This window comes from Paenibacillus aurantius, assembly GCF_032268605.1.
Taxonomy (GTDB): domain Bacteria; phylum Bacillota; class Bacilli; order Paenibacillales; family NBRC-103111; genus Paenibacillus_AO; species Paenibacillus_AO aurantius.
Window position 1 is genome coordinate 769,148 of the sequence record NZ_CP130318.1, and the last position, 13,808, is coordinate 782,955.

Annotated in this window: 8 protein-coding genes and 2 pseudogenes; 9 read left to right on the forward strand and 1 reads right to left on the reverse strand. The window is 41.4% G+C overall.

Annotation, left to right across the window (positions count from 1 at the left end):
- Positions 1-383 precede the first annotated feature (383 nt).
- The 6 genes and pseudogenes from MJA45_RS03870 to MJA45_RS03895 all read left to right on the forward strand — a co-directional run bounded on the left by MJA45_RS03870 (position 384) and on the right by MJA45_RS03895 (position 9,859).
- Positions 384-977: a hypothetical protein gene (locus MJA45_RS03870; RefSeq protein WP_315605976.1), complete on the forward strand. Its 594-nt coding sequence runs from the start codon at positions 384-386 to the stop codon at positions 975-977.
- A gap of 1,570 nt (positions 978-2,547) precedes the next feature.
- Positions 2,548-3,060 (forward strand): annotated as a pseudogene (locus MJA45_RS03875) (IS5/IS1182 family transposase); the annotation flags it as partial.
- 91 nt (positions 3,061-3,151) lie between these two features.
- Positions 3,152-4,969: a type I restriction-modification system subunit M gene (locus MJA45_RS03880; protein WP_315605977.1), complete on the forward strand. Its 1,818-nt coding sequence runs from the start codon at positions 3,152-3,154 to the stop codon at positions 4,967-4,969.
- Positions 4,966-6,315 (forward strand): restriction endonuclease subunit S, encoded by a 1,350-nt coding sequence (locus tag MJA45_RS03885; protein WP_315605978.1) that lies wholly within the window; start codon positions 4,966-4,968, stop codon positions 6,313-6,315. The genes MJA45_RS03880 and MJA45_RS03885 overlap by 4 nt, the downstream gene beginning before the upstream one ends.
- Positions 6,315-6,908 (forward strand): DUF4145 domain-containing protein, encoded by a 594-nt coding sequence (locus MJA45_RS03890; RefSeq protein WP_315605979.1) that lies wholly within the window; start codon positions 6,315-6,317, stop codon positions 6,906-6,908. Before MJA45_RS03885 ends, MJA45_RS03890 begins: the two co-directional genes overlap by 1 nt.
- A gap of 2 nt (positions 6,909-6,910) precedes the next feature.
- Positions 6,911-9,859: a type I restriction endonuclease subunit R gene (locus MJA45_RS03895; protein WP_315605980.1), complete on the forward strand. Its 2,949-nt coding sequence runs from the start codon at positions 6,911-6,913 to the stop codon at positions 9,857-9,859.
- Between the two features lie 779 nt (positions 9,860-10,638).
- Here MJA45_RS03895 and MJA45_RS03900 read toward each other — a convergent pair.
- On the reverse strand, positions 10,639-10,950 hold the full coding sequence (locus MJA45_RS03900) for a DUF4368 domain-containing protein (RefSeq protein WP_315605981.1): 312 nt from the start codon (positions 10,948-10,950) through the stop codon (positions 10,639-10,641).
- A gap of 42 nt (positions 10,951-10,992) precedes the next feature.
- Between MJA45_RS03900 and MJA45_RS03905 the strand changes: the two genes are divergently transcribed.
- From MJA45_RS03905 to MJA45_RS03915, 3 genes and pseudogenes are all read left to right on the forward strand, one after another.
- Positions 10,993-11,619 (forward strand): type I restriction-modification system subunit M N-terminal domain-containing protein, encoded by a 627-nt coding sequence (locus tag MJA45_RS03905; protein ID WP_315605982.1) that lies wholly within the window; start codon positions 10,993-10,995, stop codon positions 11,617-11,619.
- Positions 11,591-11,710 (forward strand): annotated as a pseudogene (locus MJA45_RS03910) (transposase); the annotation flags it as partial. The gene MJA45_RS03905 and the pseudogene MJA45_RS03910, both read left to right, overlap by 29 nt.
- A 197-nt stretch (positions 11,711-11,907) precedes the next feature.
- Positions 11,908-13,425, forward strand: coding sequence for a hypothetical protein (locus tag MJA45_RS03915; RefSeq protein ID WP_315605984.1), 1,518 nt, complete (start codon positions 11,908-11,910; stop codon positions 13,423-13,425).
- Positions 13,426-13,808: the final 383 nt, after the last annotated feature.

Here is a 13,808-nt window from a genome sequence, read left to right on the forward strand (position 1 = left end):
AGCGGGTTTGGGGAGTAGTACAGATTAGTTGAAAGTGTAAAACAGATACTTGAAAATAGTAGAGTTGACTGATTGTTGACGAAATTAATAGATTGATTTGAAAACACCCGATGCAGAAATCGGGTGTTTATTAGTTCTGTAATTGTTTTGTTAGTTGAAAAAAAATAACCAATCAAATGAGGGAAACCTGAACTAAAAATGAAATCATCAATAATAAAGGTTTAAAAATCTTATCCTATCGTATTAAGATGGAAATTGAAGTGAGACTTACTTAGCTATTAAATCAAAGCTAGTGAAATGTAAAATATTATTTTCGAAGTTGAAACCCAGATGCTAGTGTAAAAGTTATTGGCGCGATCTTTAGATAAAGAAGGGTGAACAGAATGGGAGAAAAAATTGCAACTGGTTGGCTTAAAATGACCTATGAAATTGGATTTGATGAATTTGAAAAATTCTTTTCGGATATGGAAGTAGCGATCAGTGTGAGAAAAAAAAGAGTAGAAGATGATTTTGAGGAGCAATCTAAGGGGTTAGATGATGAAAGCAAAGATGAGATGTTCGAATATATGTATTTAGATGACTACACTACGATAAATAAATCGTTCCCAAATATTTTAAAGAGGTCTATGGTGATTTCTTGTTATTCATTTTTTGAGGTACAACTTAAGAATTTATGTGATGTTCTTCATCGCAGATACCGTTTCTCTTCTTTAGGCAGAAAGAAAAACTTCGGAATAATTCAATCTAAAGATTATTTGATTAAGACCACCGATACATTTGCTTCGTTATTCGAGAGTAGACTTTGGGAACAAGTAAATGAAATTAGGCAGATCAGAAACTTTATTGCACATGAAGGAAAGAGTATTGTGGAAAGCGGAACAGAATTATACCGTATAATCTTATCGCTTGATAATATGATAAATTTAGTGCATTTTACAACTAGAGAATCAGGCAAGGTCTCTAGAATTCAACTATGAATTTATCAGTTACATGGTCAAGATATTTAGCGAATTTCTAAATGAAGTTTGTTTAGTGTTGGATAACATAAAATTTGAAAAATGAATATTCATGCTGGAAAGCGAAACTTGTCCTCGCTTGCTAGCTTGATGGATTTTTTTTTACGTTATTCAATTTATATCTGTCACCTCTTACTAGGTAACATTAATTTAGGCTTTAATATAAAGTGGAATAAATGTGCTATTTATAAGATATTGAATAATAAAACGGAATATGGTATTATTTACCTACCCTTGGACTTCAATAGTTTTATGGTGAGTTAAGGAATAAGGGGCATAGTGAGAAAAGCCCCATAGAGGTGTAAGAGTAATTTAAGCGATGCAAGGGCATATGCCTAAAAACTACTCTGATACCAATTTCTATGGAGGAATGTTAAATGTTTATTTTTCTCACGATCCACGTTATTTCCTTACTTTTCTTGTACCCACTTAAAAAACTATATCCAAAAGTAATTCCGTTACTTAGGAATGCTCTTGGCTTAGAAAGCTTTGAAGTGAATATGTATTTTTTCGCAATGGTAGGCCTTTATTATTATTGGGTTTACCAGACGGCTTCAAAGTTATTAGGGCATTAGGTTCAAGGTGATAAAGGCTCCGAAGTCATTATATAGATGACTATTGGAGCTTTTTTCATTATGCCGACAATACTATTGCTACATGTATATTTAATAAATGGGGTGCATACTTATGTGGCAAAGATTATTTAGAGAAAAATACCCAGCATTAACCTATAAAAAACGATATAAGTGCCCTATCTGTGACGAATACGGCCTTCATATCGAACATGATCGATCGGCAGAATATGAAAGCGGTTGTGAAACTATCGTATCAACAAAATTAATATTTCGAATAACTGAAAGACAAATAGGAAGGATATTATACGTCTTCAGAAATAAAGGAGTTTTTTTGGAATGTAGATGAACATATTGAAGGGAGTATGAAAGAAAAAAGGCTTGGAATTCGAACTAACAGCATCTATACATAGGATCAAAAAGATGGAATCAATGATTTATTTGAAAATCCGCAAATATCGACGAGTTGCTGAATGATTATAATGTTAATTATCTTAGACTTTACCCCGAGAGGGAAGACAAAGATTCTACCTTATATGACCAGGATATACTATTAAACCTCGTTGAAGATACTCCGATATAATATGATAGGACACATAAGGGCAGTACATGCTTGAAGGTTTGTTACTAGTGGTCATTTTTATACACATGGATATAATATAGATTTGTGTTTTCCAATTTTCGAGAACGTATTTTGTGATTAAATAGATTTTTACGAGATGCCTGTGTATGTTAATATTGAAGGCTGTTGGGGAGTTGAACTTCCTAATTGGTTATAGCGATGTATCTTGAATTCACATGTTTACTCAAGATTTAAGGTCTTACATAGGGCTTGCCGAACGGTAAGAGTGATTGGAAATTACACTGAAACAAGGATATTAGCACTTTTTGTCGAATTCATCACATATTAAGGAAAATCCCGTAAATAACGCAAAACCTTTACAAATGGGGCGAGGCGTGTGTTCAAACCAACGGAGCAACTGAAAGATACAATTGATTCTGCCCGGAGATTTCTTCCTTCCATTCGGTGGAAAGCTGGATGAAGAAAATCGAAGTGTTCAGTTGGCCCGGCTGGTGCAGTGGGCAGCGGCCGGGCAGAAATACGGTAAGTTTCTCAAAGATACCTTTCGAGATCAGCAAACGCTCAGTTTGCGATGGGATTTGGCTCGCCTATCATCCAAGAGAGAATGCAGCTATCCGACCGAGACTAGAAACGATCAGCAAAAATCCCATACATACCATACTAAAGCGGGGTGGCCGGGATCGTCATAAAGCAGCCGTTTCATCATTCGATGATGAAACATTTTCGGAAGCGTCTGACGGACGTGCTTGCTGAGCTGAACGAGATTATTACTACGGAAGGCGCGAAAGAAGATGATAACCGCGACGATAACGACCCAAGTGGCGGCATTTCAAGTACATGGAAACAGGTGAAAAGTGCACCGCAGATTCTGAAATCAAACAAGCAAACGCCAGTTTTCGAAGCCCCGAAGTGGACTCATGGATACGTTCTGGGCAAGTGGCAGAAATAATTACCATAGATGATTCTAAGGAGAACGAATGATGAATAACCAAACTCACAACCGAATAGTCAGTTTCATATGGGGCATTGCAGACGACTGCCTGCGAGATGTATATGTACGCGGCAAGTACCGCGATGTTATTTTACCCATGACGGTCATCCGTCGCTTGGATGCCGTGCTTGAAGATACCAAGGACGCTGTTCTTGATATGAAAAAGAAGCTGGACTCGGCGGGCGTGACCAATCAGAACGAAGCGTTATGCAATGCCGCTGGGCAGTCTTTCTGCAACTCATCGGATTTTCGTCTGCGTGACTTGACGAGCCGCGTAAGCCAGCAGAAACTAAAAACTGACTTTATCGCCTATTTAGATGGCTTTTCGCCAAACGTGCAAGAAATACTCGAAAAGTTCAAATTCCGTAACCAGATAGACACGATGATTGACGCGGACATTCTCGGTGCGGTAATTGAGAAATTCGTGTCTCCAACCGTTAATCTCAGTCCACTCCCTGTGTTGGATGATACAGGCGGCGTTCGCATACCCGCGCTGGACAACCACTCGATGGGAGTTATTTTCGAGGAACTTATTCGCCGCTTCAATGAGGAAAACAACGAGGAAGCTGGGGAACACTTCACTCCCCGTGACGTTGTAGAGTTGATGGCAGACCTTATTTTTTTACCGGTTGCCGACCAAATAAAGGACTCTACATATTCCGTGTATGACGGCGCGAGCGGCACTGGTGGTATGCTCACTGTGAGCCAAGACCGTCTGCTTTCCCTTGCTGAAAAGAATAACCTCACGGTGTCTATTCATTTGTTTGGGCAAGAAATCAACCCCGAAACCTATGCCATCACCAAGGCGGATATGCTGCTAAAAGGAGAGGGTGCTGAAGCGGACAATATCGCGTTCGGTTCTACACTATCGAGCGATGGCTTTCCCTCCCGACAGTTTGATTTTATGCTTTCCAATCCCCCTTATGGAAAATCATGGAAGACCGATGCGGATAGGCTCGGCGGCAAGAAAGGTATTCAGGACACCCGCTTTGTTACGTCTTTCGATGACAATCCCGAATTCTCGATGATTCCGCGCGTCAGCGATGGTCAGCTTTTATTTTTGCTTAACAACGTGGCCAAGATGAAAGAAACCACCGAAATGGGTTCGCGCATTGCCGAGGTTCATAACGGTTCTTCATTATTTACGGGTGATGCAGGGCAAGGAGAAAGCAATGCTCGTCGCTATATGATTGAGCGGGATTTGGTAGAAGCGATTATAGCCTTGCCAAACAATATGTTTTACAACACGGGCATTGGTACATTTATTTGGGTGCTGTCCAACCGTAAAGACGCGCAGCGCAGGGGGAAAATCCAGTTGATTGACGCGACCACGCTTAAATCACCGCTTCGCAAGAACCTTGGGCAAAAGAACTGCGAGCTAACAAAGGCGTTGCGTGAGCAGATTCTGCAATTGTTCCTTGATTTTGAAGAGAACGAATCCAGTAAGATTTTTGACAACAGCGCGTTTGGTTATTGGAAAGTTACTGTTTTGCGTCCGCAGTTGGGAGAGGACGGCAAGCCACTCCGCGATAAAAAAGGTAAACTCGTGCCGAATAAGGACTTGACCGAAACAGAACAGATTCCGCTCGACTACAAAGGCGGTATTGATGCTTTTATTGAAAAAGAAGTTTTGCCTTACGCTCCCGATGCTTGGGTGGATGCAAACAAGACGCAAATCGGTTATGAAATCAGTTTCACCAAGCATTTTTATAAGGCGGTACAACTCCGTGAACTCACGGAAATTGTTGCAGATATTCGGGCGTTGGAAGTGGAAACCAATGGTTTGCTTGCGGAGGTATTGGAATGAGCGAATGGTTTGGTGATCTGCCAGAACGATGGGAAAGTAAGCGTATTGGGGCGTTGTTGCAGCAACGCAAAGAGACAAATGCACCAGTGAAAACGGATTTTATCCTATCTCTGTCAGCGGCACATGGTGTTGTTCCGTATTCCGAGCGCGTGGAGAAAGGAGGCAACAAGCCTAAAAATGACTTAACAAAATATTCAATCGCACATGAGAACGACTTGCTTGTTAACTGCATGAATGTACTGGCAGGCTCTTGTGGTGTTTCTAAATGGCATGGTGCGATAAGCCCTGTGTACTACGCTTTATATCCAAGGAACGCAGATGAAATCAACATCTGGTACTACAATTACATCTTTCGTTTGGTTACGTTCTATCGAAGTTTAATTGGTATTAGCAAAGGCATTCTTGTTCACGAATCTTCAACAGGAAGCCTTAATACAATTCGCTTACGTGTTTCAATGCAAAATATGAACTATGTTATGATGCCCCTCCCGCCACGCAATGAGCAAGACCAAATTGTACGCTTTTTAGATTGGAGAGTCTTGGGGATAAACAGGCTTATTAACGCTAAGAAGAAGCTGATTGCACTGTTGCAGGAGCAGAAGCGGGCTGCGATAAATGAGGCTGTGACGCGAGGCGGTGATGGATGGCAGGACGTTAGTCTTGGTAATCTTGGTAGCTTTCGTAAAGGATTTGGTGGTTCTCGTGCCGATGATGCAGAGAGCGGTGGCGTTGCTTGTATTCGTTATGGTGATATTTATCGTAGTGGCGTATTGTTCTTGCACGAACCAATCACAAGAATTACAGCGGAGTCATCAGTTTCATATGCTCGAGTTTATAAGTCCGAAATGTTGTTTGCTTTATCCGGAGAAACTAAAGAGGAAATAGGGCAAGCACTTGTTAATAGTATTGACGAGGACACATGGTGTAGTGGTGATGCCGCAATATTCACTGCTAATGATAATGTTTTATATAGCTTTTTGGCTTACGCTTTACGGTGTCCTTATGTAGCAAAACAAAGGGCATCTATGGCAAAAGGTGATATTATCGTTCACATTTCTACAAGTGCGCTTCGTCGACTCAAAATTCTTGTACCTCCTATTGGAGAGCAAGAAGCTATTGTTTCACAGCTTGATACCATTTGTGTTGGTATTGATAGCAAAATAAAAATTGAAAACGAGCAGATGAAACTCCTCCAGGAATACCGCACTCGCCTTATTTCCGATGTAGTCACAGGCAAAATGGATGTGCGGGACGTGGTAATTCCCGATTATGAAACTGTAGAGGAAACTGCTGTTGTGGAAGATGATGATGCGGACGATAGTTTTGAAGAAGCGGGTGATGAATAATGCTCGCAATAAAAGAATGGAATTGGGAAAAGCCAAGCAAGCGAGAACGAAAAGAAGAAACTTTTCGCTGTCCGTATTGTAATGTTGTTGTTCGCACAACTGCCGACACAAGAATTGTTGATGCCGAACTCGGTGCGATTAAGTACCATATCTTTAAGTGTTCGCAGTGCAGTATGCCCGTAACGATAGGGCAAGATGGCAAGATAATACCGCCGTCCTTATTCCTGCCATTTGAGGATATAAAGCATCTGCCAGAGAAGATTGAAAAGATGTACGTTGAATGTAGAAAGTCGTTTTCTACTGAATGTTACTACTCGGTTATAATGGTCGCTCGCTCGTTAGTGATGCATATAGCTGTGGATAAAGGTGCAGGCGCAAATCTTAGTTTTATTGAATATGTAAACTATTTAGAGACAGAAGGGTATACATCGCGGCACAATCGACCTTGGGTCGACAAAATAAGGGAACGAGGAAACCATTACATCCACGAAATAGACGAAGCAACAAAAGAAGACGCTGCACGAATAATTGTATTTATTAGTCAATTGCTTAAAAATGTATATGAACTTCCACAAATGGCGAACGAGGTTTGAGTATGCAAAATACAAGAGAATCGGGACTTGAGTCCCTAATTGTTGACTGGCTCGTAGAAAAAAACGGCTACGATCAAGGCACGAACGAGGACTACAACAAAGAGTATACTATTGATGAAACGCGGTTGTTCCGCTTCTTAGAGGCGACACAACCTAAACAATTGGAATTGCTTGGGGTTAAGCAAAGCAGACTTAAATATAGTCAGTTTCTTGACCGACTTGTTGGTGAAATCGCCAAACGCGGCGTTATTGACGTTCTTCGAAACGGTGTGAAAGTTTATCCCGCAAGCCTTGTTATGTTTTACATGACCCCATCGGAAAAGAACCCTGCGGCAAAGGAACTTTTTGAGAAGAACATTTTTAGTGTCACCCGCCAATTGCAATACAGTAAGGATAACACTCGCCTCGCTTTAGATTTTTGCGTTTTTATAAACGGTTTGCCCGTCGTCACCTGCGAGCTGAAGAACCAGCTAACCAAACAAGACGTGGAAGATGCCGTTTATCAATACAAGACCTACCGCGACCCAAAGGAGTTGCTGTTTAGTTTCAAGCGGTGTATGGTGCATTTCGCCGTGGACGACGCAAGGGTGAAGTTTTGCACTAAACTAGCAGGGAAAGCGTCGTGGTTTCTGCCTTTTGACAAAGGCTACAATGACGGTGCGGGCAATCCGCCCAACCCCAACGGCATCATGACCGACTACCTTTGGAAAGAAATACTTACAAAATTTAGCCTTGCCAATATTATTGAAAACTACGCCCAAGTGGTGATTGATGAAAATAAAAAAACAAAGAAGAAAACCGAAAAGCAGATTTTTCCGCGCTACCATCAACTCAGCGTGGTTCGGTCATTGCTTGCCAACGTTAAAGCCAATGGCGTCGGGCAAAAATACCTTATCCAGCATAGCGCGGGTAGCGGCAAGTCGAACTCCATTGCGTGGCTTGCTCACCAGCTTGTAGGTCTTGAAGTAAACGGCGTTGCGGTGGTGGATTCTGTGATTGTGGTTACAGACCGTGTGAATCTCGATAAACAAATCCGTGACACTATCAAGCAGTTTATGCAGGTGTCGAATACCGTGGCGTGGGCGGAGCGTTCAGGAGATTTGCGGGAAGCAATCGCCGGTGGTAAGAAAATTATTATAACGACTGTACACAAATTCCCGTTTATTTTAAATGACATCGGCACAGCTCATAAAGGCAGCAAATTTGCTATTATCATAGACGAGGCACATAGCAGTCAAAGTGGTAATATGTCTTCATCTATGAACGTCGCCCTTGGTGGCGATTTTGACCCCGAAGCCGACGTAGAGGACAAAATCAACGCACTTGTTGAAGGGCGCAAAATGCTGACTAACGCCAGTTATTTCGCCTTTACCGCGACACCCAAAAACAAAACTCTTGAGATGTTCGGCATTCCTTCTTCGCAACCAGACGGTACAGTCAAACACTATCCGTTCCATAACTATTCGATGAAACAAGCCATTCAAGAAGGCTTTATTTTGGATGTGCTGAAATACTATACACCAATAAAGAGTTTCTATAAACTAGTGAAAACTGTAACCGACAATCCCGAATACGACAAGAAAAAGGCGCAGAAAAGACTCCGTGCTTACGTTGAGAGTGATGAATTCGCCATTGCCACTAAAGCGGGCATCATGGTTGAGCATTTCCACGACATCGTCTGCCGCAAAATTGACGGCAAGGCGCGAGCAATGGTCGTAACGAGTAGTATCGAGCGGGCGATTGAATACTTTTACGCCATTTACAGCTGCCTAGAAGCACGAAAAAGTCCGTATAAAGCCATCATCGCCTTTTCGGGTGACAAGGAATACGGTGGCAAAACGCTAAACGAGAGCCTAATTAACGATTTCCCCAGCAAGGATATTGAAGATATGTTCGCCGAAGAACCCTATCGTATTTTAGTCGTAGCGGACAAGTTCCAAACCGGCTATGACGAGCCACTCCTGCATACAATGTATGTAGACAAAATTTTGACCGACATTAAAGCGGTACAGACCCTTTCCCGACTAAATCGCGCAAAAGAGGGTAAGTTTGACACTTTCGTTTTAGATTTTGCTAACGAATCGGAAGATATTGGAAATGCGTTCTCGCGCTATTATCGCACAACGATTCTATCAGGCGAAACAGACCCGAACAAGCTATATGACTTGATTTCAGCAATGGAGCAACACCAAGTCTACACAGAATATCATGTGGACGGTTTTATTAACCTTTATCTTGGCAGTGCGGAGCGCGATAAACTCGATCCAATTCTGGACACTTGTGCCAACAATTACAAAAAACTTGATGAAGCAGGACAAGTTGAATTCAAGTCTTCTGCAAAAGGATTTGTACGAACATATGGATTCCTCGGTGCGATACTGCCTTACGGTAATGCCGAGTGGGAAAAGCTGTCCATCTTCCTAAACCTATTGCTACCGAAACTTCCGTCACCCAAAGAGGAAGATTTGTCGGCGGGTATTATGGAATCAATCGACCTCGATAGCTACCGTGCGGAAGCCCGCTCTATGATTTCAATTCAGCTTGGAGATGATAATGCCGAAGTTGCCCCTGTTCCGACTGGCGGAATCGGTGGCAAGCAGCCACCCGAACTTGATTTGCTTACAAACATACTGTCAATCTTCAACGACCTGTTCGGAAACATCGACTGGAAGGACGCGGATAATGTACGGGCGCAAATACAGCGTATTCCGGGCATGGTATCAAAGGATACCAAGTACCAAAACGCTATGAAGAATTCGGATAAGCAAAACGCCCGTATGGAGAGTGATGCTGCCTTACAACGAGTGATTTTTAACATTATGGCTGATAATATGGAAATATTCAAGCAATGGGGTGACAATCCGTCCTTCAAGAAGTGGCTGGCGGATATGGTTTTCAACGTGACATACAACACCGATGGCAAGCCTTTTAGTGGTGAGGCTACGGTATAAATAAAGAACGAAAAGAGCCTTCCTCAAGGGGGATATGAAGTATTCATTTCAAAAACTCATGCCCGAAGTGACTGTAACCAATATCGCGGGAATAGGTCGTTCTCCGCATACGATGCATATGCCTGAAAAATCGCATCTAAGCATATTTTTATTGGATAGGCATCAATTGTAAGCGTGAGCTGTCCTAAAAAAGAGCAGAATTAAACGGCTTCTGCTCTTTTAATTTTGCTAACATTTTTGCTAACATGGCTCCGTATGCATCTTCCTTAACATAGAGCTCGTAGAACATAAAGAGTGCCTTTAAGCCGCATGGTTAAAGGATTTATGCACGAGCTTTTCGTAATGTAGAAGAGGGGGCACGAAGGACGGTTCAGGACTTAAAATCCTGCGGTGGATGGCCACTATACGGGTTCGATTCCGGTCCTCGGCATTCAAGGCTAAGTAGCATGAGTCCTGAGGTATCTAATAGACACACAGGACTCAGGTAAACCACCTTTTCGCAACTTGAACAAAAAAAGCCGGATGAGGAATTTTTGTTGTGTATAGAACCTTACGGACTTGTTGACGTCTTGTTGACGAACAGCGTCAACAAGCAATCAAACTCAAACAAAAGGACCGATATGCTATAGTTAAAACCCTTATATATCAAGGGTATTAACCAACCAATACAGATCCCAACCAACCCGTACATGTTCCCGCATACGGAGCTCGTTGAGTGTGTCTCGCAGATCGTCTTAAAAGAAGAAGCAGGCTCCCGATAAGGGATAGCCTGCTTCTATTCAGTTGTTTGGAGCAGAGAAGCGGTAATGAATCCGTGGCATTCCGTCTTCTCGAACTTCAATCCGAGTTACCAAACGGTGTAGCATCTCGGGAGTTAATTCATCGAAATTTAGGAAGCTAAGCAACTCTGACTTCAGCTGACTAAGGTTTTCTGTAACATTTTCATGTTCAAATTCGGATGTCAACTCGGTTTTCTTCAAGACTAACTCATTGATTTCAGTATTGGTGGCATCAACATTTTCGCGATACTCCTCATGTGTAAGGAGCTCATCAGCTAAAAGGTTGACAAAATTCTTTTTACGCTTCTTCAATGTATCGATGTCTTTTGATAATTTATCGAGTTGTTTTTGTAGTTGAAGTTTGGACTTTACAGACTTTGCCTCCAGCTCGAGAAGTTAGTTGCAAGCTTAGAAGATAAATTATGGGCTTCAGCAGATAAATTAAGAGGCAGTATTGATGCATATAAAAATGTAGTCTTGGGGATTATCTTCCTCAAATATATTTCGGATCGTTTTGAAAAAAGATACCAGGAGCTTGTCGATGAGGGCGGTGGTTTTGAAAATGATCGGGATGAGTATGAACGCTTTAACGTTTTCTATGTGCCAGAAAAAGCGCGATGGAAATATATTATTGAACATGCGACCAAGCCGAATATCGGACAGATCATTGATGAAGCGTTTATTGCGATTGAAAAAGAAAATAAAAAGCTGGCAGGCGTGCTCCCTAAAATCTACTCAGGTGCTGATATTGATCAAAGAAGAGTAGGTGAAGTCGTTTTAGTATTTGAAAACTCGGATACTCTGCTAATTGAAGAAGATGCACTGGGTAGAGTATATGAATACTTCTTGGGCAAATTCGCATTTATGTTAGGACAAGGCGGAGGCGAATTCTATACGCCTAGCAATTTTGAAATGGCGAGCGGAAATCGAGTCTTACTTTCAGTACCGCGTCTCCAACGCTCCCATGGAAGGAACCAATAACAAAATAAAGGTGCTTAAGCGACGTGCTTATGGCTACAGTAGTATGCGTCATTTTGAAACGAGAATAAGAATGGAATGCAAATCAGCATAGCCGAATTATTTTGGGGGGTTAGCCCCCCAAACATATTTAAACATGCGATAGAGAGAGTATCAAGCACCTTTTATGGTGAAGAGCTCTTGAGAATTTCGTTGATAATATGTGCTTGATAAATTATCAGGGGGAATGATATATTCCGTCAAAGTAAAGCAATTAATGATGATTTACCACACCGCGAAAGGAGGCAGCCGATGAGCAAATACAGTTTTTACTATGATGAATCTGAGCATAGCCGGAAAATCAACCACAAAACTATAACTGCGGAGAATTATTTCGACAGCTTTATTGCGGTTGTCGTTGGCTGGCCCTCCAACAATCAGGCAGCCTTGTATGAAAGATACGCAACGTTTGAGTCTAAGTATCTACACAGGCAGTCAAACGGCGAACTAAAAAGCACTACTATCAAGCAAAGCCAACTAAAAAGTGGTTTTGCCTCCTTGAACGCTGATAACCTCTCCTTGTTAGAGGACTTCTTGGCGCTGTTCGATGAAAGAATCCTTGTCTACTATGCTGTTACAAGCAAAATCGAGTACATCATTCATCAGCTATTTGAAGACTACGAAAACAGCCTTTTCGTGGATATGGATGCCATGAAATATTCCATCACGAAGGCAATAGTCTTGTATCAGCCAAGCGAAATTATGGCGGGGATGTATAATAATACAAGTGAACTTATTGGATTATTGAAAGACTTCTTTACAGCCCAAATCGAAAAAGGTAAGGCAAACGAAACGCTGAAGCAAAAAGAGATCGTGCAATTCAGCCAAATTCTCTTGCTCTTGGATGACGTGTCCACGATTAAAACAATTGACTGGAATTATGATATTGCTTTCGTGGGATTTAGAAAATTTTTGGACGAAAAAGGAATCCATGATTATTCGATTACCATAGACAAGGAAGGTGAACATTGCAACACGGTAAAAGCCGCTGAACGAGTGGGTTTATGCTCAGTTTCCGAGGCAGACTCATTGACTTCCTGCGGAATTCGTATGGCTGATATGTTGGCAGGCATCATTTCAAAGTTGCTTAAGGCACTACATAGCGCACTGGAATATGCTTCGCCTGAAGAACTGCTAAACAAGAAGATTCTCGACAAGAGCTGGTTCCTCGTCAATGAGCGACAGCTCGCTCTTTACAAGAAATTGCACCAAATGGCCATTGAATTGAACAAGACATGGTATAAGGCGTTTGCCGGAACATACTCGGATGATTTGATTGGGTTCATTGCTCTCCTAAGTTTCATGAATCACTTTAAATCGGTGGAAGATATAAATAAAGACCTTGATATGCAAGGTGAGTATTTTAACGCTTATTGTTGTGAACATCTTGGTGAACATTTTGAACAAATGAGATACGGCAGACAAATACCGGCGTTGCCAATTGATGCCGTTACAGATAATGACTTATCTAATGGTTTTGTAATAAATCGTCGAGGTGCAAAGGTTTACTTTGACATTGACAGGCAACCTTTGCTTGAAATAAAAAACGGACACCAAACCTTCGATGTATTATCAGTAGGCTTAAGTAAAGAAATGATTCCAGTAGTTACGATTGTAGAAGAAGACGAAGTAAAATGCTATCGAATTCCAAAAGAGTTATCTGAATGGACGATGACTTTTGTTGGTTTAGCAAATATGGGCGAGAACGTATTCCCATCTAAAGTTGTGTTTTCAAAGACGAAAGACGGATATGTTGCCGATATTTTATAATGATAACTCAGTTGAACAGCGATAATACCATATGTTATTGTGAATTTCATCATGATGTTCCTTAAGGAATTTGAATGATTGAATAGATGAATTGGGGACGCGTACGATTCGCGTCCCCAATTTTCTGTTGCAGAGTGGCGGTTATATATTGATGGATATTCCTATATGTGTGTTGCAAGAGTGGTGATTGATCTGCAAAAAAAGGAATTTTATGTAGTTTTATAGAAAAAAGTATAGTGAATATTTTCAAATGTATCAATAGAAAGTACCACAAGATTAGAAATACTATGGAAATCATAAGAAAACACATGCCTCTGATTCTGGAGGTAATATAAACATGGCATTAAAGAGAAATCAGAATCAAAGTTATACGAAGGCAAAAG

Coding starts and splice junctions, on each gene's coding strand:
- MJA45_RS03880 (WP_315605977.1), top strand. CDS start 3,152: ATGAATAACCAAACTCACAACCGAATAGTCAGTTTCATATGGGGCATT.
- MJA45_RS03870 (WP_315605976.1), top strand. CDS start 384: ATGGGAGAAAAAATTGCAACTGGTTGGCTTAAAATGACCTATGAAATT.
- MJA45_RS03895 (WP_315605980.1), top strand. CDS start 6,911: ATGCAAAATACAAGAGAATCGGGACTTGAGTCCCTAATTGTTGACTGG.
- MJA45_RS03890 (WP_315605979.1), top strand. CDS start 6,315: ATGCTCGCAATAAAAGAATGGAATTGGGAAAAGCCAAGCAAGCGAGAA.
- MJA45_RS03885 (WP_315605978.1), top strand. CDS start 4,966: ATGAGCGAATGGTTTGGTGATCTGCCAGAACGATGGGAAAGTAAGCGT.
- MJA45_RS03915 (WP_315605984.1), top strand. CDS start 11,908: ATGAGCAAATACAGTTTTTACTATGATGAATCTGAGCATAGCCGGAAA.